Source organism: Kitasatospora purpeofusca, from assembly GCF_034043715.1.
Lineage (GTDB): Bacteria > Actinomycetota > Actinomycetes > Streptomycetales > Streptomycetaceae > Kitasatospora > Kitasatospora purpeofusca_A.
The window spans coordinates 1-22,059 of the sequence record NZ_JAXCLC010000002.1 but is presented as its reverse complement, the minus strand read 5'-3'; the positions used below and the strand labels follow the sequence as shown (position 1 = coordinate 22,059).

Annotated in this window: 19 protein-coding genes; 8 read left to right on the top strand and 11 right to left on the bottom strand. The window is 75.9% G+C overall.

The genetic code is table 11. From position 1 onward, the window contains the following. Positions 1–3: 3 nt before the first annotated feature. The 5 genes from SM793_RS01330 to SM793_RS01310 form a co-directional block, all read right to left on the bottom strand. On the bottom strand, positions 4–1,395 hold the full coding sequence (locus tag SM793_RS01330; RefSeq protein ID WP_320436094.1) for a hypothetical protein: 1,392 nt from the start codon (positions 1,393–1,395) through the stop codon (positions 4–6). A 1-nt stretch (position 1,396) separates the two neighbouring features. Further along, positions 1,397–2,320, bottom strand: coding sequence for an SAF domain-containing protein (locus SM793_RS01325; protein WP_320436093.1), 924 nt, complete (start codon positions 2,318–2,320; stop codon positions 1,397–1,399). A gap of 79 nt (positions 2,321–2,399) precedes the next feature. Further along, positions 2,400–3,344 carry a hypothetical protein gene (locus SM793_RS01320; protein WP_320436092.1) on the bottom strand — a complete coding sequence of 315 codons (945 nt, stop codon included), beginning with the start codon at positions 3,342–3,344 and terminating at the stop codon, positions 2,400–2,402. Continuing rightward, on the bottom strand, positions 3,338–3,910 hold the full coding sequence (locus SM793_RS01315; RefSeq protein WP_320436091.1) for a hypothetical protein: 573 nt from the start codon (positions 3,908–3,910) through the stop codon (positions 3,338–3,340). Before SM793_RS01315 ends, SM793_RS01320 begins: the two co-directional genes overlap by 7 nt. A 189-nt stretch (positions 3,911–4,099) precedes the next feature. Then, positions 4,100–5,002, bottom strand: coding sequence for a hypothetical protein (locus SM793_RS01310; RefSeq protein WP_320436090.1), 903 nt, complete (start codon positions 5,000–5,002; stop codon positions 4,100–4,102). Positions 5,003–5,362: 360 nt separating this feature from the next. Between SM793_RS01310 and SM793_RS01305 the strand changes: the two genes are divergently transcribed. The 3 genes from SM793_RS01305 to SM793_RS01295 all read left to right on the top strand — a co-directional run bounded on the left by SM793_RS01305 (position 5,363) and on the right by SM793_RS01295 (position 7,973). Then, on the top strand, positions 5,363–5,806 hold the full coding sequence (locus tag SM793_RS01305; RefSeq protein ID WP_320436089.1) for a pyridoxamine 5'-phosphate oxidase family protein: 444 nt from the start codon (positions 5,363–5,365) through the stop codon (positions 5,804–5,806). Between the two features lie 195 nt (positions 5,807–6,001). Further along, the gene (locus SM793_RS01300) at positions 6,002–6,454 is read left to right on the top strand and encodes a MaoC family dehydratase (protein WP_320436088.1); all 453 of its coding nucleotides are present in this window, start codon (positions 6,002–6,004) and stop codon (positions 6,452–6,454) included. 256 nt (positions 6,455–6,710) lie between these two features. Beyond that, the gene (locus SM793_RS01295; protein WP_320436238.1) at positions 6,711–7,973 is read left to right on the top strand and encodes an MBL fold metallo-hydrolase; all 1,263 of its coding nucleotides are present in this window, start codon (positions 6,711–6,713) and stop codon (positions 7,971–7,973) included. A 48-nt stretch (positions 7,974–8,021) separates the two neighbouring features. Here SM793_RS01295 and SM793_RS01290 read toward each other — a convergent pair whose 3' ends face one another. The 5 genes from SM793_RS01290 to SM793_RS01270 form a co-directional block, all read right to left on the bottom strand. After that, a complete protein-coding gene (locus SM793_RS01290; protein ID WP_320436087.1) occupies positions 8,022–8,972 on the bottom strand; it encodes a DUF389 domain-containing protein in 951 nt (316 codons plus the stop codon). 235 nt (positions 8,973–9,207) lie between these two features. Beyond that, entirely contained in the window at positions 9,208–9,558 is a 351-nt protein-coding gene (locus tag SM793_RS01285) for a nuclear transport factor 2 family protein (protein WP_320436086.1), read from the bottom strand. Beyond that, positions 9,551–10,162 carry a TetR/AcrR family transcriptional regulator gene (locus SM793_RS01280; RefSeq protein ID WP_320436085.1) on the bottom strand — a complete coding sequence of 204 codons (612 nt, stop codon included), beginning with the start codon at positions 10,160–10,162 and terminating at the stop codon, positions 9,551–9,553. The genes SM793_RS01285 and SM793_RS01280 overlap by 8 nt, the downstream gene beginning before the upstream one ends. A 252-nt stretch (positions 10,163–10,414) precedes the next feature. After that, positions 10,415–13,249, bottom strand: coding sequence for a DUF6493 family protein (locus SM793_RS01275; RefSeq protein WP_320436084.1), 2,835 nt, complete (start codon positions 13,247–13,249; stop codon positions 10,415–10,417). After that, positions 13,246–14,643 (bottom strand): SWIM zinc finger family protein, encoded by a 1,398-nt coding sequence (locus SM793_RS01270; RefSeq protein WP_320436083.1) that lies wholly within the window; start codon positions 14,641–14,643, stop codon positions 13,246–13,248. Before SM793_RS01270 ends, SM793_RS01275 begins: the two co-directional genes overlap by 4 nt. A 180-nt stretch (positions 14,644–14,823) precedes the next feature. Here SM793_RS01270 and SM793_RS01265 point away from each other — a divergent pair, with 180 nt between their 5' ends. The 4 genes from SM793_RS01265 (at position 14,824) to SM793_RS01250 (ending at position 18,772) form a co-directional block, all read left to right on the top strand. Next, positions 14,824–15,732, top strand: a complete 909-nt coding sequence (locus tag SM793_RS01265; protein ID WP_320436082.1) for an acyl-CoA thioesterase — start codon at positions 14,824–14,826, stop codon at positions 15,730–15,732. 159 nt (positions 15,733–15,891) lie between these two features. Next, complete coding sequence (locus SM793_RS01260; protein WP_320436081.1) at positions 15,892–16,545, top strand: TetR/AcrR family transcriptional regulator; 654 nt, start codon at positions 15,892–15,894, stop codon at positions 16,543–16,545. 247 nt (positions 16,546–16,792) lie between these two features. Continuing rightward, the gene (locus tag SM793_RS01255; RefSeq protein WP_320436080.1) at positions 16,793–18,436 is read left to right on the top strand and encodes a BCCT family transporter; all 1,644 of its coding nucleotides are present in this window, start codon (positions 16,793–16,795) and stop codon (positions 18,434–18,436) included. A gap of 150 nt (positions 18,437–18,586) precedes the next feature. Continuing rightward, positions 18,587–18,772, top strand: coding sequence for a hypothetical protein (locus SM793_RS01250; protein WP_320436079.1), 186 nt, complete (start codon positions 18,587–18,589; stop codon positions 18,770–18,772). A 167-nt stretch (positions 18,773–18,939) separates the two neighbouring features. On the opposite strand, the gene SM793_RS01245 is transcribed toward SM793_RS01250, so the two are convergent. Then, entirely contained in the window at positions 18,940–20,778 is a 1,839-nt protein-coding gene (locus SM793_RS01245; protein WP_320436078.1) for a DUF2398 family protein, read from the bottom strand. A 328-nt stretch (positions 20,779–21,106) separates the two neighbouring features. Here SM793_RS01245 and SM793_RS01240 point away from each other — a divergent pair, with 328 nt between their 5' ends. Next, positions 21,107–21,883 carry a lysoplasmalogenase gene (locus tag SM793_RS01240; protein WP_320436077.1) on the top strand — a complete coding sequence of 259 codons (777 nt, stop codon included), beginning with the start codon at positions 21,107–21,109 and terminating at the stop codon, positions 21,881–21,883. The last annotated feature ends 176 nt before the right edge of the window (positions 21,884–22,059 follow it).

Genomic DNA, 22,059 nt, shown 5'->3' with positions numbered 1-22,059 from the left:
GGACTACCGCGCACGGAGCACCTCCCCGTCGACGGGCTGGTCCCGGACCTCGGGAGCGGGGGCGGACGGCCCGGGCTCCGGGTACGGCTGGACTCCCGGGTACGGGCCGCCGGGGTGGGGACTGGCGGAGTGGGGGGCACCGGGGTACGGGCTGCCGGGGTACGGGCTGCCGGGGTACGGGCTGCCGGGGTAGGCCCGGTCCTCGAACGGTCGGCCGACCTGCCCGTGTCCCGGGAACGGCGCGGGGGCGGCCGGCTGCGGCGCGAGCCCGGCGAGCGGCGCCACCGGGCCGGTGGTGATCACGGGCGACACCGGTCCGTACGGCTGCTGCTCGTACGGCTGTTGTTCGTGCGGCTGTTGCGCGTACACCTGCTGCCCGTACGCCTGCTGGTACGGCTGTTGGTAGGGCTGCTGGTACGTCGGCGCGGGCTGCGGGGCCGAGGCCGCCGCTGCTGCGGGCCTGGCGTACCCGTACCCGGCCGCGTCGGGCTGCTGGGGCCCGGCCGGTGCGGCCGTCCCGGCGACGGGCACCGCCGTCAGCCCGACAGCGTCCGCCGCCGGCCCGGCGCCCGTCCCCGGCTCGAGCTGCGCGGGTCCCGCCGCCACCGGGGCGAGCCGCTGGCGCCGCCGGCGGACCGTCAACTGGATCTCGTCCGCCGCCGACCGCGCCGTGCGCATCAGCTCCGAGCGGACGAACCGCCGGTCGGTGACGTCCCCGCCGTCCGACAGCACCTGCGCGGTGCGCCGCGCGTGCGGCAGCACGCCCAGCACGGGCAGCCCGAACTCCTTGGACACCTCGGCCCCCGAGTACGGCCCCTCCGCGATCAGCAGCAGGCCCAGCGCGTCGGCTCCGGTACCGGCCGAGGCGAGGTCCTCGGCCAGCGTGGCCAGCCGGGGCCGGGCCGCGCTCAGCCCGCGCAGGGTGGTCCGCACGGCCGCCGCCACCACGTCGGCCCGGCGGGCCAGCACCGCGCTGGCGCCGGTGGCGCCGGAGCGGCCGAGGTCGAGGATGACGTCGTAGCCCTGCGGCTCCAGCCCGTGCAGCACCTCCATCAGCGGCTCCCAGGTATAGGCGAGGCCGGGCGCCTGGGTCGGGTCGGTCAGGCCGGGCAGCAGAAGGCGTTCGGCGTTGCCGGCCGGGGAGAGGTCGATCAGCTGCTCCCAGAGGGCCTGGGAGAGGAGCCCCCGCCGGTCGGCGACGGCAAGGTTGCGCAGTCCGTAGACCGCCTCGACCCGGCCCTCCAGGGCGCCGGCCAGGACGGCGCCGCCGTCCGGGTCGCACTCGACCAGCAGGATGCGGCGGCCGGGCTGCAGCGGCCAGGCCAGCAGCAGCGCCAGCGCCGTCGTGGTGGCGCCGGGTGCCCCCGGGGCACCGACGACCGCGATCACGGCCATCTCAGTTCCCACCCGCCCCGGTCGGCGCGCCCGAGGCCGCGGGGCGTCCGGCGGCCGGGGCTCCAGTGGCCGGCGCTCCGGCGGGCGCGCCCGAGGCGGCGGCCGGGGCCGCCGGGGCCGCCGGGGCCGCCGCGCCGCTCGTCGGCGCTCCGGCGGCCGGGGTGCCCGTGGCGCCGGGCGCCGGCGTGCCCGGGACGGTCGCGCCGGGCGAGGCGGCGGAGGGGCGCGGAGCCAGCACCACCTGGATCCGCCCGGTGGCCACCCACCCCGCCAGCCGGGCGGCGTCCGCCTCGTTGACGACGACGTCGAACACCTGGCTGCCGTCGGCGTCCACCCGGCCGGCGTTGTAGACGGTGGCGGCGAGCGTCTCGGACCGCGCCCCGTCCGAGGTGTACACCACGATCACGGGCAGGCCCGGCTGGAGCCGGGTGGCCGGCAGCTGGGTGCGCCGGGCCGCGACACCCACCAGCAGCTGACCCGGGTTCAGGACCAGCGACTGCGCGAGGTCCGACTTGGTGAGCAGCCCGCCCCGGTGGAGGTCCGTGGTGGCCCGCATGCCGATCGCCCTGGTCCGGTCGGCGGCGTCCAGCGGCTTGAGCGCCGGGTCGCTCGCGATCCGGACGGTCACCAGGTCGCCCTCGGTCAGCGTCTGCCCCCACGGCACGTCACGGGCCAGCGCCAGCACGGTGATCCGCTGGCCGGTGCTGTTGTAGAGCACCGCGCCGCCCAGCCCGCCGGCGGCTATCAGGGCCACCGCCATGGCCAGCACGGCGGGCCGCCTGCGCCGGGCGCCGAGCGCCCGCCCGGGGGTGCGCGGGGCGCCACGGCCCTGCTCCGGCACGGCCACGGGCGCGGGCGCGGTGCTGCTCGCGGTCGCCGTGGCGGATGTGCCGGAGCCGGGTGCGGCAAAGGTACGGTTCTCCACCGGGCTTCGGCCTTCCTCGCGTCGTTCGTCGGTCGGTGCTGTGCTTGCGGCGGCGCTCTGCCGCCTGGTTGAGGACCTGCTAGTTGAGGACCTGCACCTCGGCCACCGGGAACTGGAGCCGCACGCTGGTCTCCAGGTCGATCGGGGGAACCGTCTGGGTGCCGCCGGTGATGGTGACCTCGCCGACCCAGTGGACGGTGAGGGTGCCGTAGAAGAGGCCCGCCTTACGGGTGCCGGAGCCGGTGGTGAAGACGTGGCCGCAGGTCGGGGACGGGGTGGCGCCGTACTTCGGCTCGTACGGGGTACCGGCGCCCACGCACGTCTTGACCGTCTCCTTCTTCGGGTCCAACTGGTCGCCCAGGCTCCACTCCAGGCTCTTCAACCGGGGGGTGACGGTGACCGAGATGACGTTGCCGCGGGCGGTCTTCGTCGCCGGGGGCTGCGAGTTGGCGAGCCAGAACCAGACCGGTACGCCCACCACCGAGGTGCCCTCGGGGGCGATGCCGGGCACGGGGTCCGGGAAGACGATCTCCTCCGCCGCGCTGCGGGCCAGCTCGACCGGGTTGTCCGGCGGCGGGCCGGCGGGCGGCTGGGCGAAGAACTCGACCTGGCCTGCGCCGATATTGCCGTCGCCGTCGATGCAGGTCGCGTTGTAGATCTTGCCCTCGTCCGGTGTGTGGCCCTTCCAAACCGGATCGTCCGCCGGGGGCTGCGGGTTGGGGGCCCGGTAGTAGCAGCCGGCCGCGGCACTGAACCAGCCCTTGTCCGGGTCGCTGCAGGCGTACTCCCGGCCGTTGTAACTGCACACCTGCGGTCCACCGCCGGTCCCGCCGCCCCCACCACCGCCACCGCCCTTGGGCGGCTTGGTGGCGGTCTCGCTCGTCCCGGCGCAGACCACGTTCACATGGCAGCGGGTGGCACCCCCGGTGGGGGTGGAGTCCGCCGCGGCGGTGCCCGTCGGGGCCATCAGTAAGCCGGCGAACAGCGGCGCGCCGATCACCAATCGCCGTACCGGTTTCAGCATGTGCGTCCCACCTCCCGCTTGAACTCGTGGATCAGCCAACGCGTTCGGAACTGTCGTAGCGAAACGGTCGCCACATACCGGGTGAGCCGGTCGGGCGGGTCCGTCACCGCGTGGTTCGTGGCATCCGCCTGGTGCCACCCGGACACGTCCAGGCAGTCCTCGATCACGGCGGTGTTCGGATCGGCCGTGATGTCGACGGACTTCACCACCGGTGAATTCCTCGGACCACCCGTCATCACCATTTTGGCTTCGTGCAGTTGCTTGAGGTTGACCAGCGCGTCGGTCAGCACCTGTCCGGACGCGAAGGTGCCGAAGTTCGAACCGTCGGAGTCCGGCTGCCCGTAGGCCTCGGCCTGGGCAGTCCACCAGTCCTGATAGGCCCTCACCGCATCGCGTGCGGCGGCGCCCTCGACCCCGTCGGTCGGCGCGTTCCCGACGTTTGCCGAACCACCCGAAGGAGTTACCGGAGTCACCCCCGCAACCGTGGGCGCGTTCGCCCCCAGCCGATCGGCGGACCCCCCGGCCCCGCTGCTGGAACAGCTGCTCAGCAGCAACGCCAGAATCACCCCACCGACCCCAACCGCCCCAGGGCGCAACACAATTCCGCGCTGCCGCATCGCCCCACCTCGTCGCAGCCGGCCCCGGGTGTGGTCCGGGGCCGCCAGAAGAATTCCGCAGTCCCGCCGGTGTTGCCTCGCGAGCATCGATTCTTCGCCAAACCGAGCCTTCACGGCAACACCTGGGGCCTCCTGACCTTACGCGGAAGGAGGATCCGTCGGGGCACTTTCCCGCCACAGAAGAGCCAACAGTTCTTCGGAAAGCGACAATCCGGCCAATGCGCCCCGAATCGCGGCCCGATTGCGCATCAGCAGGCGCCCGCCCTCCGGCGGTACGAGCAGGCGCACACCCGGCGCCTCGCCCTGCCGCGGGGGCGCGCCGGCTCCGTCCCCCTCGTGCGGGGCGCCGCCGTCGAGCAGCGCGCCGACGGCCGGCTGGAGGTCGTGCGGACCGACGGCGGCGGGCGCTCCCGGGACTCCCTGCCGGAGCACGGTGGTGAGCGACCGGCTGAACGACCCGGGGCCGCCCGGGAGGACGGCCTCCCGGCCGCGTCTGCCCGGGGTGTAGCGGGCGGGCGCGTGCCGGCCGATCCGGCCCCAGAGCGGTACCCGCGGGTAGCTGAGCAGTTCGCCGGCGCCGTCGTCGCCGCCGCCGCGCTCCAGCGCCGCCCAGGTGTCCTTGTCGACCACCGCGTCGACCAGCAGCAGCGCCTCCTCCTGGTCGCCGTGCACCATCGCGCTGACCACCCAGTCCCAGGCCAGCCCGCGCCGGTAGGCGTTGTCGGCGGTGGAGCCCGCGGTGACCAGGGCGAGCCGGCGGCCTCGCGGGTCGGCCACCAACTGGCCCACCAGGCAGACCAGCAGCCACCGGCCCGGGCGGGCGGCCGCCTCCCGGACGGCGGTGAGCATGGCGTTGGCGTCCGCGCCCGGCTCCACCACGGTGACCCTACTGTCGGCCGCGCCGGCGTCGAAGCACATCCCCGGCAGCACCTCGGCCAGGTCCCGGGCGCCCTCGGCCGCCCGGGACGAACCGCCGAAGGCGCGGTCCGGCCCGCCGTCCGCGCCGATCACCACGAGATCGATCCCGCTTGCCACCCGCACCGCCCCCTCCTGCCCGGCCCCGGTCACCCGAGGCCGCCGAACCGCTCCGCCGCCCGCTCCGGGCCCCGCGGCACACCCGGTACGCCCCGGTGCCACCGCCAGGCAGGCTATCGCCCCGCGCCGTCGGCGTCGGGCCTCCGGGCGCCGCCTTCTCGGCGGGGGTCCGGGCCCGCCCGTGGTCCGACCGGCCGTCGTCCGCGCTCCGTCCACCCGCCGTCCACCCGCCGTCCGCGCCCCGTCCGCGCCCCGTCCGCGCTCCGTCCGTGCCCCGTACGCGTCCGGACGACGGCCCCAAAGCCCTGCCCGTTCAGGGACCATGGGCCCTGTCCGCCCGCGCCCTGCGGAGGGACGATCGGACCCATGGACCGTGATGACGAACTGGGCGACGAACCGGAGGAACTCGGCGCCGAGGCTTGCCTTCGACTGCTCAGCACCGTGCCCGTCGGACGCGTGGTGTACACCGAACACGCGCTCCCGGCCGTGCTGCCGGTCTCCTTCGAGGTCGTCCCGGACGGGCGCCTGCTGCTCGCCGTGCGCCGGGACAGTGCTACCGCGCGCGGGCTCGACGGCACCGTCGTCGCCTTCCAGGCCGACCGGCTGGACCCGCTCACCCGGAGCGGCTGGAACGTGCTGGTCCACGGCCGGGCGGACATCCTGCGCGACCCGGAGCAGATCCTGCGCGCGCTGCGCTCGGGGCTGCGGCCCTGGACCGACGAGACCGACCCGATGTTCGTCGCGGTGGTACCCGAACTGATCAGCGGCCGTCGGCTGTCCGCATCCGGCCACCCCGTGCCGCACGCCTGAGACGGCCGGAGGCCCCAGGCACCGGCACGCCCCGGGCACCGGTCCGGTGTTTCCGGCTGCCCGGAAGTGCCTGGGTGCCCCGGGCGGGCGCTTCCGGCGGACCCCTGACAGGTGACCGGCGAGTAGGCATACTCTGCGGAGTTCGCACCACCGCACCGCGACCGCTGTCGCACCGCCCGCCCTCAGGAGCGCTCCGTGACGATCTTCCCCTCCCTCGCCGAGCTGACCGCCGCCGTCGGCACCGAGCTGGGGACCAGCCAGTGGCACACCGTCGACCAGGCGCGGATCGACCTGTTCGCCGAGGCCACCGGCGACCACCAGTGGATCCACGTCGACCCGGAGCGGGCGAAGGAGAGCCGGTTCGGCTCGACCATCGCGCACGGCTACCTCACGATGTCGATGATCCCGGTGCTGGCCAAGGAGTGCTACGGCGTCGAGGGCGTCCGGATGGCGCTGAACTACGGCTCGGAGAAGGTCCGCTTCCCCGCCCCGGTACCGGTCGGAACGGCGATCCGGGCCACCGCCGAACTCGTCTCGGCCACCGAGGTGTCCGGCGGGGTGCAGGCCGTGGTCCGGTTCACCATCACCAGCGCGGAGAGCGCCAAGCCGCACTGCGTCGCCGAGACGATCACCCGTTTCTACTCCTGATCAGCGGGGAAGGCCCCTGGTCGGCGGACGGCGGCCGCCGCTCGCCGGGTCCGGAGGGCCGAGCACGAGTAACCTCCGACGAGATGGCTGTCGTACCGAAGCGGTGCCCCCGCCGACGGTGCGCGCCCCGGCATGCCAGGTAACCGTCGCCGTCCTTGGAGGTGCCGTGCCCCGCCCAGCCGCCCCGTGGTACTCCCGCGTCCCCGGCCTGTCCTCGGCCCTCACCGCGCCCCCCGGCCGGGCCGGGCTGTCCAGCCTGGCCGCGCTGCCCCGGGCGGCCTGGCACCGGGTCCGGACGGACGCCTTCGGCGCCGAGCCGCGGGGCGAACGGCTGGCCCGGATCCACCGCTCCCCGCAGTTCGCCGACGGCGCCTTCCGCAACCCGGTACCGACCCGCCGCCTGGTCTACGAGCGCAGCCCGCTGGAGATCACCCGCGCCCAGCTGGCGGCCGACCGTGTCCGGCGGGTCCCGTCCGCCGCCGTGCCGCTGCACCGGCTGCTCCCGGTCGACCTCGCCGAACCGCCCGCCTCGGGCCTGCGGCTCACCTGGCTCGGCCACGCCACCGTGCTCGCCGAGATCGGCGGCCGCCGGGTGCTGTTCGACCCGGTCTGGGGCGAACGCTGCTCCCCCTTCGCCTGGACCGGCCCCAAACGGCTCCACCCGGTGCCGCTGCCGCTCTCCGAACTCGACGGGGTGGACGTCGTGGTCGTCTCGCACGACCACTACGACCACCTCGACATGGGGACCGTCCGGGCGCTGATCGGCACCGGCGCGACCTTCGCCGTGCCGCTCGGGGTCGGGGCGCACCTGGAGTACTGGGGCGTGCCGGCCGAGCGGATCGTCGAGCTCGACTGGTGGGAGTCGGCGGAGGTGGCCGGACTGACGCTGACCGCCACCCCCGCCCGGCACTACTGCAGCCGCGGCCCGCGCACCAGCCCGCTGTTCCTGTGGGCGTCCTGGGTGGTGGCGGGCGGCGGGCGCACCGTGTTCCACAGCGGGGACACCGGGTACTTCGCCGGCTTCGCCGAGATCGGCCGCCGGCTGGGCCCGTTCGACGCGACGATGGTGCAGGTCGGCGCCTACAGCGACTTCTGGCCGGAGGTGCACATGACCCCCGAGGAGGGCGTCCGGGCGCACCTCGACCTCGGCGGCGAGGTGCTGCTGCCGATCCACTGGTGCACCTTCAACCTCGCCCCGCACCCGTGGGACGAGCCCGCGGAGCGGGTGGTGGCCGCCGCGCGGACGCAGGGCGCCCGGCTGGTGGTGCCGCGACCCGGCAAGCCCTTCGAACCGGTCGACCCGCCCGCGCTGCGGCGCTGGTGGCGGGCGGTGGCCGCGCCGCCCGGGGACGGCACACCGCTGGTGGTCCCGGACGGGTCGGCGGACACGGTGGCCGGGCCGGGCACGGGAGCGGGCACGGGCACACAGGCTCCCGGTGCCGCCGGTGCGACGAGTACCGCCGGTACCTCCGGGGCGCGTCCCAAGGTGACGGCCGAGGACGACGGCGTCCCGGTCTGAGCCCGCCCGCACCACTCCACACCACACCGCACCGCCCAGCGGCCGGCCTCAGGCGGGGGTGCGCCCCTCGCGGGCCTGGCGGCGGATCCACCGCCAGGCACCCTGCTGCACCAGCAGGGTGAGCACTCCGGCCAGGACGATCCCGGCCATGTTGAGCAGCAGTTGCGCGCTGGAGCCCCAGAACTGCCGGAAGTCGCCGTACCCGAGCGCCACCGCCGCGTTGGCGGCGGCCGGCACGGTGGTCACCGAGATCGCCACACCGACCAGCATCCCGGCCTTGGACGAGGTCAGCGAGAGCAGGCCGGCGATGCCCGCCAGGAAGGCCACCACGAACGAGGTCGCGTCCGGCTGCCAGATGAACGAGGTGTTGGGCCGTACCGCGTCGAACTTCTCCAGGGTGAACAGGCCCAGGCCGTCCAGCAGCAGCGTGAAGAGAACGGTCAGCGCCATCGCCACCGCGAAGCCCGCCACCAGGGCGTTCAGCGAACGCAGCGCGGGCCGCGCCCGGCGCTGCACCAACGCGACGCAGAACCCGGCCAGCGGCCCGAACTCCGGTCCCACCGCCATCGCGCCGACCACCAGGATCGCGCTGTCCAGCACCGCCCCGCAGGCCGCCAGCATCGTCGCCACGGTGAGAAAGGCGAGGTAGACCCCGGTGAGGGTGGACTCCTCGTGGGTGATCTCGGAGACCGCCTCCCACACCAGCGCGTCCGCGCCCTCGCCGGGGGCGAGTCGCTCGGCCTCGTCGGCGGCCGCCGAGAGCGTCAGCCCGACCTCCTCCACGTCGATCGCCCCGCGCTCGGGCAGACCGGTCGCGCGCAGGGCCGCCAGCACCTCGTCCGCCGACTCCCGGGCGACGTCGCACAGCACCACGTCCCCCGCCGGGCGGACGGCGGCGTCGGGGAGCAGGACCACATGGGTCACCCCCACACAGTCGTCCAGACAGCCGAGCACAGGATCGCGCAGGTCGACGGGGACGATCAGACGCAGGTGCAGCACGGATGCTCCGGACGGGTGCGGGGGCGGTCCCGCCCACCCTAGATGACTGGTTCCAGGGCGCAGCCGGGGAGCCGGTGCGAGGGTTCGCGCTCGGTCTGTGGCGACCGGGCGCGTGAACTCTCTCGCGACCGCACTCCGCGTTCTCGTTCATCCGCCCCGCCAAGCGGCGCCCGCGACGGGCGATCGGCTGGGCCGGCAGGTCGTCCGGGCCTCTGGCCCGCGTTCTGCGACCGGCTCAGGCCGGGAGGAAGAAGCCGGTGATGTCGGCGAGGCGGCCGTCCTCGTCGTGGCGGGCGCTGCTGATGCCGGTCGACGCGGTCCGGCCCTGTGCGTCGAGCTGGGTCCAGCGGGCGAGGGAGCGGTCGTGGTGCTCCAGTACCTCGTCGATGCGGAACCGGTGGCCGGGGAAGGCTCCGGCGAAGCCGGCCATGTAGGCGGCGAGTTCGGTCAGGTTGCCGACCTCGGTCCCGGGGTCGCGGTAGGCGACCTCGTCCACCGCGACCGCGCCGAGGGCGGCGGTCCGGTCGGCGGGGTCGGCCGACCAGCAGGCGGCGTAGTCGGTCCAGAGCCGCTGGGTGTCACTCATGGTCGTCCTGCTTTCGTGAGGTCCTCAGGGAGCCGATCGACGCCATCGCGCCGTCGGTGACGCTGTGCAGCGTGGTGCGGGGCAGGCCGGCCCGGACGAGGACCAGCAGGCCCTGGTACAGCGCGAGCAGGTGGGCGGCCGTGGCCCTGACGTCGAGGTCCGGCGGTGTGTCGCCGCGGTGCCGGGCACGGGTCAGCACGTCGGCGAAGCCGCTTTCGATCACTGCCAGGCCGTGGTGCACCCCGGCGGCAGCCTGCGGGAGGGTGAAGGACTCGACGGCGGTGTTGGTGAGCAGGCAACCCGGGTCGGGCTCGGTGCCGGTCTCGATCGCCGAGGTGAAGAACGAGCGGATGCCGGCCAGGGGATCCGCCGCCTCCAGCAGGTGGATCCGGACCCGGTCCCGCACCACCCGCTCGTTGTAGGCGGCGAGGGCGGCGTGGAACAGGCCGTCCTTGCTCCGGAAGGTCCGGTACAGGCTTCCCGGGTGCACCCCGGTGGCCTCCTCGATGTCCCGCAGTGAGGCGCCGGCGTACCCCCGGTGGCGGAACAGCCGCATGGCCGAGGCCAGCACCTCGTCCCGGTCCCAGAGTTGTCTGCGCCCCATCCCGGCCTCCGTAGTTGAACGATTGCTCACAAAAAATAGCACGGCCGGGAGCACCGGTGCGCCGGCGCTGTTCCACGAGCCGGTGACCAGGTGGGGCCCTTGGTGGTGTCTCCGCAGCTGTCCCTCGGCATCAACGTCCGGCCGGGCGGCGCGCCGGTCGGCCCCCGGCCGAACCGCGCGGCGCCCGAGTCCGGCGGCCCGGCCCCGCCCCGCCGGGAGGGACGGGCCGGGGCCGGGGCCGGGCCGCCGGGCTCAGGTGCCCGCCAGGACGTCGCGCAGCGCTCGGGCCTCCTTCACCAGACGGGCGGCCCCGGGGCGGGCCGCGGTGGCGGTCACCTCCGCGACCGGGCCGCGGGCGCCCGAGCGGCGGGCGGCGGCGGTCGCGACCGCGAGCACATCGCCGGTGCCCCGCGGGGCCTCGCCGCCGAGCAGCGCGGGCAGGGCGGGGGCCAGCACCGACCAGACGGTGGCGTAGGCCCCGGTGTCGGCGGCGGTGCCCAGCGCGTGCGCGAGCCGGTTGGGCTTCACCGTCCCGAGCGTGACGAGCTCGCCCAGTTCGCGGCCGAGCAGCGCGGCGTCCAGGTCGCCCCGGGCGGCCAGCACCAGCAGCGCGTCCACGGCGGCGGTGCGGTCCTCGGGGAACCGGGCACCGAGGCAGTAGGCCAGCGCCAGGTGCAGGGCCGGACCGGCCGGGCCGCCGGCCTCGGCGAGCACGACCAGCATCCGGGCGGCGCCGCGCCGATCCCGGTCGGCGCAGTCGGCGAACCGGTCCAGCCAGCGGGCCGCCAGCTCCTCCCGGTGGTGCGGAAGCATCGCGGCCCAGTGCTCGGTGGGCTCCCAGAGCCACTCCTCGCGCTCGCGGACCCGGGCCACGCCGGGCTCGGTGCCCGCCAGCAGCGCCCGGAAGTCCGGTCCCAGCCGCTCGCCCGCGGGACCGGCCGGTCCGGCGCTGCCGGGCTGGGCGACCGCGAGCCGCTTGAGGTCCTCCCACCAGCGGTCCCAGTACCGCAGCGGGCCCAGTGACGCCGGGGCCGGGGCGAACAGCACCCGCTCCGAGGGCTGGCCCGGCAGACCGCCCCCGCGCAGCCACGCCGCCAGCCACCGCCCGGTGGGCGAGGCCAGCCGGTCGGCGGCGGCCAGCACCTCCGGGTCCGCCGTCGGGGCGACCCTCAGCAGCGCGGCGTTCAGGTCGGCCGGAGCGGCCGCCGTGCCCGCGGCCTCGTAGCCGGCGATCCGCCCGACCAGGGCGGCCGCGGCGATCGCGCCGGTGGCGTCGGTCGGCGTGGCGAGCAGCAGCGGCAGCGGATCGGTGGCGACCCGCTCGGCCGCCTCGGCGATCCGGGCGGCCAGCACCGTGCCGTACACGGTGTTGTGCTCGCCGCGCAGCGGGTGCCGGCCCTTCTTCCGGAAGACGTGACCGGGCCGGTGCGGGTCCACCTGGCCGGCGGCCACGGCCGCGAGGTAGAGCGCGTCGGCCGGGCCGCAGTCCTGCCACCGGCCGACGTCCTGCCAGGGGTGGGCCCGCAGGACCGGCTCCAGTGCCCCGGCCAGCGCCGGGCGGTCGCGGTGGGCGTGCCGGACCAGGCCGTCCAGGACCCGTTCGAACAGGGCGACGCCGGGCCGGGCGGCGGCCAGCAGCGCGGCCAGCTCCTCGGCGACCTCCGCCGGGGTGGCGAGCGGCTCGCCGAGCGGGGCGGGCTCGGGGACCGGCGGCAGCAGTTCGTCCCAGGCGGTGTCGTCCTCCCCCGAGCCACCGAGGACGGCGCCGAACAGCACCCCGGCCCTGGGGTGGTGGACGGGGTCGAGCGCCTCGGCGGCGAGGCGCAGCTCCGGCAGGACCGCCTCGCCGGCGGCCTTCAAACGGCGGGCGACCAGGTTGAGCGCCCGCTCCTGGAGGGCGCTGTCGGGGTGGCCGAAGGCCTCGGCGGCGGCGAGCGCGACCGGCCCGGATCGCTCCGGAGCGCTCCTCGCGGCCTGCTCCAGCCAGGCGAGCTGGGCGCGCACCAGCTTCTTCTCGGCCCGGAACAGCACCACCGCCGAGGCCTCGGCGACCACCTCCGGCTCGACCAGCCCGGCCTCGTCCAGCCCGGCGAGCACCTGCTGGGCGTGCCCGGCGACCGCCGCGAGCCCGTCGAGCAGTGCCATCAGGTCGCGGACCCGGGCCGTGTACTCCTGCGGTGTGGGCGCGAGCGCGGCCAGGACGGCCAGGAACGCCCGCTGGTCGGCGGTCCTGCCGCCGCGCACCAGCCGGCCCAGGCAGAGGTCGATCAGCTCCGCGCGCCCGACCGGGCCGTCCTCGGCCAGCCCGGCGATCGCCTCCGGCCAGCTGTCCCCGGGCGTGGTGCCGCCGGCGGTGTCCAGTGACCAGGCGACGTCGTCCAGCTCGAACACCCGGGGCAGCAGGACCGGGGTGAAGGTGTCCACCCGCAGCCGCTCCAGCAGGGTGGTGGCGCTGCCGCGCCGGCCGTCCTCCCGCCCGGCCCCCGAGCGCAGCCACTCGGCGACGAACTCGTCGGAGGCCGGCACCGCGCAGCCGGTGCGCCGCACCACCCGCTCGATCAGCGGGAAGAGGTCCCAGTTGAAGCCGGAGCCGCGCTTGGCTGCGAGCCGGCCCGCCACCTCGGTCTGCCACTCCTCCGGCTGCGCCTCGACGACGGCGGCCAGGGCGGGGTGGCGGGCCCAGGAACGGCCGTCGAAGTCCCGGGCGCCGATCCAGGCCGCCGCACCAGCCGGGCCGGGGTGGCAGCCGGCACCGGCCACCAGCAATGCCTCCATCCGCCGGTTGGCCGGCTTCGACCACTCGCCGCGGTTCGCCTCGCGCAGTTCCTTGAGCACCGGGACGCAGGAGCGCCGCTCGGCGGGACCGAGCGCGGCGAGCAGCCCGGGCAGCAGGCTCGCCCGGCCCTCGCGGACCGCCGTCAGCAGCGCCTCCACGGCGTCGGCCGCGCCCTCGGCGCCCGTCGTGGCCGGCGCACCCGTCGTCCCCGTGCCCGTGCCCGTGCCCGCAACGGTCCCCGTGCCCGTAGTGGTCCCCGTGCCCGTAGTGGTACCCGTACCCGTCATCGTCCCCGTGCCCGCCGTACTCATCGCGCCCCCTCCTGGTGTCCGCTGTCCTGGGCCCGCGCCTCGCGGACCATGCCGACCGCCAGCACGTGCTTGCACGGCCCGCGCCCGCCCCGGTACTTCGCCCACCAGAGGCAGGTGCAGCCGACGGCCCCTGCCGCCTCCGTCCGCACCCGCTGGATGTGGTCGTCCACCGTGACGACGGCCGTCGCGCCGCCCTCCTCCAGCCGGACGGCGCCGGCGGCGACCAGCGCGCGGGCGGCCTTCAACCGTGGGTTGGCCGATTCCGCCCGCCCCGCGTCGTACGGGAGCCGGCGGTGGAAGTACGCGGCCTCGGCCACGTCGTAGCCGATCTGCCCGGCGGTGCCGAGCCGGGCGAGCGCGGCCCGCACCCGGGCCGGGGTGAGGCCGGCCTGCTCGGCGAGTTCGGCGACCTCGATCCTCGGCTCCCAGGCGAGCAGCGCCGCGACCAGGTCGGCGTCCGGCTCGGCGGCGTCGCCGGCCAGCGCCCCGAGGACGCCGCCCTCGCCGCTGAACCCCCGGGAGGCGTCCGGCGAGAGGGTGAGGGTGAGCCGCATCCCGGGCAGCTCGACCTCCCACGCGGAGGCCGTCGGGCCGTCGCCGACGACCGGCGGGCCGTAGATCCGCAGCGCCCGGGCGTGCCGCAGCACCCGCTGCAGGGCGGCCAGCCGCTCCGGCCCCGGCAGGCAGACCGCGCCGGCCACCGGCCTGGTGGTCGGCCGCAGCGTCCGCCCGGCCAGGACCACCCACTGGACCGTCCTGGCCCCGGCCCGGCCGCCGCGGGGCAGCGAGCGGAGGAAGCGGACCGCCTCGGCGGCCGGCAGCTCGGCCCGCAGGTCGAAGCCGGCGGCGGTCACCTGGGTCTCGGCGAAGCCGCGCAGCCAGCGCTCGGGCAGCGGGACCTTCTTCTCGACGACCGGTCCGTCGAAGGTGGTGACCTCCAGGGCGTCCGGGCCGACGGCGAGGTGCAGCGGCTCGGCCGGAGCGATCCGGGTGAGTGCTTCTCGCAACGGATTGTTGACGTCGACATTGGTGGTGCCGTGGCCGATCGCGTCGCCGTCCAGGCCGGCGGCGAGCACGTCCAGGCGGGCGTAGACGCCGCAGCAGCCGGAGAACGACTCGAACCGGAGCCGGTCGCCGTTGGCGGTGACCACCGGGTCGAGCGAGGCGCGCAGCTGCGGCTGGTAGTAACGGGCGGCGGCGACGTCGGCCACGGCGAGCAGCGCGGCGGCGGCCGGGGCCGGCTCGGCCAGGAAACCCGCGAAGAACCGCGGGTGGGCGGCGTCCCCCAGCGGGGTGGCGCCGCCGGACGTCTCCAGGGCGAGGCTCCGGCCGGCCGCGCCGTCGAGGACGGCGGACGGGCGCAGATAGGCGTACGCGTGTGCGGATTGCGACATGCCCGTAACGCTAGGTCAGGGCACTGACAATCGGCCGCCCCGGCCTCCGCCGCCGCCCGCCGGACCCTCGGCCGCCCTCCGCCGCAATCCAGGTAATGGAACACGTTCTAGCAAGAGTGTTCGCCGGACGGGTTACCCACGTCACATCGGCGGGGCGCCCCGGTCTGCCACTATGGGCCTGTGACAGAGCTGACCGAACAGGACAGACGGGCGATCGACACGGTCGGACCGTTCGCCGAGCTGCTGCGGATCGAGGCCCTCGACGAGAACACGTTCCGCGGCCGCTGCCACGCCGGCGCGCCGATGCGCGCGTTCGGCGGCCAGGTCGCCGCGCAGGCCCTGGTGGCGGCCGGGCGGACGATCGGGGCGGACCGCTCGGTGCACTCGCTGCACGGCTACTTCCTGATGCCCGGCGACCCGGGCCGCCCGATCGAGTACCGGGTCGACCGGGTCCGCCAGGGCACCTCCTACGCCACCCGGCGGGTGACGGCGGTCCAGCGGGGAGAGACCGTCTTCACCCTCTCCGCGTCCTTCAAGCGCCCCGAGCCGGCCGCCGACCGGCACCGCGAGATCCCCACGCTGCCCGGCCCCGAGGAGCTGCCGGACGCCTTCTCGCTCTGGGACGAGGAGGCCCGGAGGGCGCTGGCCGCCAGCGGCTTCGGCGCCCTGGAGCTGCGCTTCGTCCCGCCGGACGCGCCGGGCGTGCCGCCGGCCGTGCCCGGCATGACGCAGCAGTTCGTCTGGCTGCGCGCCGGCTCCCCGCTGCCCGCCGACGACCCGCTGCTGCACGTCTGCGCCCTCACCTACCTCTCGGACCTCACCCTGGCCTCCACCGCCGGGCTGCACGTCCAGCCGAACTTCTTCCAGCGCACCGAGCCGCCCCGGCTGGTGATGGCCTCGCTGGACCACGCGATGTGGTTCCACCGGCCGTTCCGGGCCGACGAGTGGCTGCTGTTCGCCCAGCGCAGCCCGTCCTCCTCGGACGGCCGGGGGCTGGCCCTGGGCGAGTTCTACGACCGAGGGGGCCGACTGGTGGCCTCCGCCGTCCAGGAGGCGCTGATCCGCGAACGCCTCGTCGCACCCCGCTGACCACCCGGTCCGCCCACTCGGTCCGCCCGGCCGGCCCCGCCACCGCCGCCGGCCGCCGGCCGTTCACCGCCCCGCCCGCACCCGGTGACCGAGGGGCGAACGGCGGGCGGCCGGTCGGCGTCATATTCCTGAGCGCCCCCGGCCCGTATCATGGTGCGGGTGACCAAGGTTGACCTGTCACCACGGCCGGTGGAGGCGATGTCTCCGCGTCAGCTCGAACGCCGCGAAAGCCTGATCGCGGCGGCGCTCGCCCTGGTGAACGAGATCGGCGTCGAGCGGCTGCAGATGAAGCAGGTCTGCGAGCGGTCCGGAGTCGCCCTGGGGACGGCGTACCGCTACTTCTCCTCCAAGGACCACCTACTGGCGGCGGCGATCGCCGACTGGCACCGGCTGCTGCTGGCCGACCTGGTGGCGGAGCTGCGCGGACCGCGCGCCGGCCTGGGCGCCACGGACCGGGTGGCGCGGTTCGTCCGCGGCGGCATGCGCGCCTACCAGCGGCAGCCCGAGCTGGCCCGGCTGCGGGTGGCCGTCGCCGCCTCCACCGACCCCTTCGCCAGCGAGGCCCTCCAGGGCATGGCCCGGGCCGACAGCACGGCGCTCCAGGCGGTGATGGCCGACGAGGTGCCGGCCGCGGCCAGCGACCTGGTGCGGCACATCGTCGGCCATGCCTGGCAGGGCGAGCTGACCGCCTGGGTGACCGGCCGCACCACGCTGGGCGACGCCCGGCGGCGGCTGGAGGACGTGGTGCGGCTGGTGCTGACCCCGTACGAGGCGCCCCGCCCGGCCTCGTACGAGGTGACGTCCACGGCCTGAGACCGGGCCCGACGCGGGCCGGGCAGGACGGGTCCGGGCAGGTCCGGGCAGGTCCGGCCGGGCTGCGCCCCGTCGCGCCCGCGCCCTCGGGCGGCCCGAGCCCGCTGACGGCCCCTCAGGTCCGTGCCGCCCGGCGCGCCGTCCCGACTCTCCCGACGGGGACTGGACATAGTACGACATGTATCCCTTTTAGATCATGTCGCCGACGCATGCCGTCGGCCCGCCAGTACGCCGCGAGAGGTACCCCATGACCAGTCAGCCCGCCGGGCCGCCGGACGAACCCGCCGCCACCCTCCCCGTCGACCGGGTGGTCTTCGGGATCGGCGCGGTCGCGGTGCTCGGGGTCGTCGCCTGGGGCATCTTCGCCGAGGACTCCCTCGGCCGGACCTCCAGCACCGCCCTCGACTGGGTCCTGCACAACTTCGGCTGGCTCTTCGTCGTCGCCGCCGACATCTTCCTCGCCCTCACCGTGCTGCTCGCGTTCAGCCGCTTCGGACGGATCCGGCTCGGCCGGGACGACGACGAACCGGAGTTCTCCACCCTCGCCTGGGTGGCCATGATGTTCAGCGCGGGCATGGGCATCGGCCTGATGTTCTACGGCGTCGGCGAACCGCTCCAGCTCTTCGCCGCACCCCAGCCCGGCTCCGGACTCGAACCGCAGTCCCCGGCCGCCGCCCAGCAGGCGCTGGAGTTCTCCCTCTTCCACTGGACCCTGCACCCGTGGGCGATCTACGCGATCGGTGGCCTCGCGCTCGCCTACACCACCTTCCGCAAGGGGCGGGGCAACCGGATCTCCGCCGCCTTCGTGCCCCTGATCGGCGAGCGCGGCGCCGACGGCTGGCCGGGCCGGGCGATCGACCTGCTCGCCGTCTTCGCGACCGTCTTCGGCTCGGCCACCAGCCTCGGCCTCGGCGCCCTCCAGGTGGCCGACGGCCTCGGCTACATCTCCGACGTCGGCAACACCGAGCGCACCCAGCTGGTGATCATCGCCTCGCTGAGCGCCGCCTTCGTCCTCTCCGCCTTCTCCGGCGTGCACAAGGGCGTGAAGTGGCTCTCCACCGCCAACGTGGTGCTGGCCTCGCTGATCATGCTCTTCGTCTTCGTGGTCGGCCCGACCGTCTTCGTCCTGGACGCCATCCCCTCCACCGTCGGCGGCTACCTCTCCGACCTGCTCGCGATGTCCACCCAGACCGGTGCCTTCACGGACGAGGACTGGCTCGGCAGCTGGACCATCTTCTACTGGGCCTGGTGGCTGTCCTGGGCCCCCTTCGTCGGCACCTTCATCGCCCGCATCTCGCGCGGGCGCACCGTGCGGCAGTTCCTGATCGGCGTCCTGCTGGTGCCCAGCGGGGCCACCGTGATCTGGTTCTGCGTCATGGGCGGCACCGCGATCCGCCTCGACAGCACCGGCGCCGCCGACCTCGTCGAGACCATCCCCAAGGGCGCCGAGGCCTCGCTCTTCGAAATGCTGCGCTCGCTCCCCGGCGGCACGGTGACCAGCGTGATCGCGGTGCTGCTGGTGATGACCTTCTTCATCACCAGCGCCGACTCCGCCTCGCTCGTCCTCGGCTCGCTCTCCAGCCGCGGCTCGCTCCACCCGCGCACCTGGCTGGTGGTGGTGTGGGGCGTGCTGATGGGCGGGGTCGCGGCCGCGCTGCTGCTGGCCGGCGGGCTCACCGCGCTGCAGAACGCCACCATCCTGGTCGCGCTGCCGTTCGTCGGGGTGATGCTGCTGCTGTGCGTCGCGCTGGTGAAGGAGCTGCGCACCGACCCCGCCGCCGGACCTTCCCGCTTCCATCCCGCGCACGGCCTGCGGGACGCCGTCCGGGTGGCCGTCGGCGAGGCCATGGCGGACGCCCGACACGGGAACCGGCGTCCCCCGACCGGGTGAACCGGCCGTCCCCGGGGCGGGTCGCCGCCCGCCCCGGGGCCCTGGCGTGACCTGCGGCGTTGCAGCTGTCGCCCAAGCCGACGCCCGCCACCCATCCGGACTTCACCCGCACGTAGCGACCGTTAACACCACCCTGGGAATCTCCCTGGCATGAACGCCATCCCTCCGGCGGCCTCCCAGGACCCGCGCTTCCCCATGCCCAAGCGCCACCGCCGCGTCCTGGCCGGCTCCGCCGTCCTCGCTTCCGTCGCCCTGGGCATACTCGGCGTCGGCGCCACCCTCGAGACCGTCCAGGACGGCACCGTCGCCACCGCCACGGCGACCGTCCGGAAGTAGCCCCACCGCACACCTGTCCCACGGCACACCGCACCACGGCACACCGACACCAGTGCACACCCGCACCGCAACACCGGCGCACATTCGCACCACGGTCCGCCACCACCCGCCCGCCCCGCTGCGGCGCGGGCTTCCCCATGTCCGCCCCAGACCGGGGACCGGTGAGGTCAGACCGGTTGGCCGGCCCGGGAAATGGCGGGGGCGGGGATCGTGGGCCCGGGATCGGGCCGGGAGTGGCGGCCGGTGCCGGGGACGGGGAGGAGGTCGGGGGCCGGCGCATAGCGGGCGGCGGGGGCCCGGAGGAGCCAGCCCGGGGGGCGGGTGCCGCGCGGGGCGGGGGTGATCAGACCCATCCGGTGGAGCAGGTCCAGCGCGTCGCGGCGCAGCGCGGTGCGGTCAGCGAGGTAGTCGCGGCGCCAGCCGGCCGGCAGGCCGTACTCGTCGGCGATGTCGCCGAGCACACCGTCTATCAGCGCGTCGGGGACCGGCACATCGGTGCCGGCGGTCTCGCCCGGGAGCGGCCGCACCTCCTCGACCAGGCGTTCGACCAGCAGCAGGGCCGCCTGGGCGGCCGTGTCGGCACCGGGCAGGGCGAGGTCGGTGAGCTCCTCCGCCGGGTCGAGCAGGGCGACGCCCTCGGCCCGCTGCTCCGCCTCCAGGCCGAGGAAGTCGGCGAGCGCGGCCGGGCCGGTGCGGCCGTGGTCGCGCAGCCAGGCGCGCTGGTCCTCGGGCAGGTCGGCGGCGAGCACGGCCGGGGTCTCGGCGAGGCGGCGGCGGACGGCGGTGCCCGGCTCGGCCTCGGCGGCGCGGCGGATGAGGTCGGTGGCGTCGTCGGCGAGCGCGGGCGGGCCGACCGGGACGGCGCGGGCGAGTTCCCGGTCGACCGTCAGCACGGTGGGACCGGCGGCGGCCGGGTCGGCGAGGGCGGCGGCCGGGAGGTCGGTGAGCACCTGCCAGTCGGCGAGCACGGCGAGTGCCATCGCGAGCTCGGCCCGGTCCGCCGGCCGCGCCGCCGGGCCGGGGCCGACGGCGTCCATCGCGGCGAGCAGGCCGTCCAGCGGGAGCCGCTCGGGGGCGTCGACCAGCAGGGCCAGCGCGAGGGCGAGCTGCGCGTAGCCGCCGGGGGTGAACGGCGCGCCGGTGACGGGGTGTTCGAGGCGACGGGTGGCGCCGGGGCCGAGTCCGGCCTTGTGCAGACGGGCGTGCCAGGGGCCGACCACCAGGCGGTAGCCGAGCAGGGTGTCGAAACGCTCGGCGAGCCAGTCGCGGTGACGGCGGATCAGCGGGAAGCCGTCGGCGTGCGGCCCGGAGGCGGTCACCAGCGGGTGGGCGAGGAGCAGCCGGGCGGCGATCCGGCGTTCGGCGGCGGTGGTCGCGGCGGAACGATCCTGCGGGACGGTGGCGGTGACCCGGGAGCGTTCGGGCTTGCGGTGGCGGCCGGGCTTGCCCGGCTTGGCGCCTGAGAGGACGACGGGCAGCGCGGCGGCGTCCCGGCGGGCGCGGCGCAGGCCGCCGGCCGGGCGCGGTTCGCGGGCGCGCAGCGGCGCGGGGGTGTGCGCGGTGGGGCCGTGCCACCAGCTGACCTCGGTGGTGAGCGGCGCGGCGGCGGACGGGTCGGCGGCCCCCGGTCCGGCAGTGGCGGGGCCGGTGGCCGGTGCGGCGGCGGGGCCGGCCGGGGCCCCGAAGTGGCGGGCCGGGTAGAGGCCGAGGGAGGCGGCGCAGAGGTCGTCGGCGGTGCCGGGCTCGGCCTCGGCGAACCAGCGCGCGAGCCGCAGCAGCCCGGGGTCGGGCGAGAGCCCGGCGGTGGAGGGGGAGCCGGAGCCGTGGACCGGCGCGGCGCCCTTCGGGGCGTCAGCTCCGGTGCCGGGGGCGACCCGATGGCCGGGGCCGGATCCGCGTACGACGACGACGGCGGTGGTGGTGCCCCGCCCCGCCCCGCCCGTGCGCCCGTCCGACGTGCCACCGGCCGTCCGCGCGGCGCCGGTCGCGTACTCCTGCTGCTCCATGTCGGGGACCAGACTAGACGGTGGGCGCGGCCCTCGCTGGCAGCCGCCCGGCTCCCGGCGACATCCGGCCGAACGGTGGCCGAACGGCGGCCGGGCCGCGACGGGAGGACCGCCGGCGGCCGGACGGACAGCCGACGGGCGACATGTCACCCCGGTTGCGCGGCCGGACCTACGCACCGGTAACAATCTCTTCCAGGCCCCTGCCGGTCGCCCGAGGTGCCCGGCAGGATGGTGCCCGGCACGGGCGCGTCCGCTCCCCTGGCCGCTCCCCCACTGCCCGCTCCCGCATTGCCCGCCCCGCCCGCCTTTGCCCGGAGGACACCGCCGCATGAGCATCCGTACGACCACCCGCGCTGTTATCGGCGGCCGGCTGCGCTCCGCCGGCGGCCTGCTCACCGGCTACGCCACCACCTCGGCGGCCCACCTGGGGGCGCTGCTGACCGGTACGCCCGCGCTGCGCCACGCCACCAAGCCCGCGCTGATGCCACTGCTCGCCGCGCACAGCGTCACCCGGGCCACCGAGGCGGGCCGGCGCGCGCCGAAGCTGCTCGCGCCGGCGCTGCTGCTGAGCGCGGGCGGGGACGTGCTGCTCCAGCTCGGCAACGACACCGCGTTCCTGGCCGGAATGGGATCGTTCGCGGCGGCGCACGTCTGTTACGTGACGATGTTCGTCGGCCAGGGCGCGCTGACCGACCGGCGGCGGACGATGGTGGTCGCGGCGGCGTACGCGACGGCCTGGGTGACGATGGTGGGCCGGCTCTGGCCCGACCTCGGGGACCTGCGGGCACCGGTGGCCGGCTACAGCCTGCTGCTGGCCTCGACGGCGGTCGCCTCGGCCGGGCTCGGGGCGCGGGGCGGGCTGGGCGGGGCGCTGTTCCTGCTCTCGGACACGCTGATCGCCACCAAGCTGGCGAAGTGGCGGGAGCTGCCGGGGCACGATTTCTGGATCATGGCGACGTACCTCCTGGCGCAGTACCTGCTGGCGAGCGGTGCGCTGCGGGCCGCCGAGGAGCGCGAGGCCGGGGCCGACGGTTCGGCGGCCGACGGCTCGGCGGCGGGAGCGCCGACGGCCGCCGGGCCGGGCGCGGCACCGGCCTGGGCGTGACCGCGACCGTGACTGCGACTACGGCTACGGCTATGGCCTGACAACGGCCGGGGCGAACGCGCGAGGGTGCCGTCGGACTCTCCGTCCGACGGCACCCCGGCACTGCAAAGTGTGCGGGGCCCGAGCCAAGTGCACAGAGACCAGACCGCCCACACCATGGCACCGGCACCGCCCCC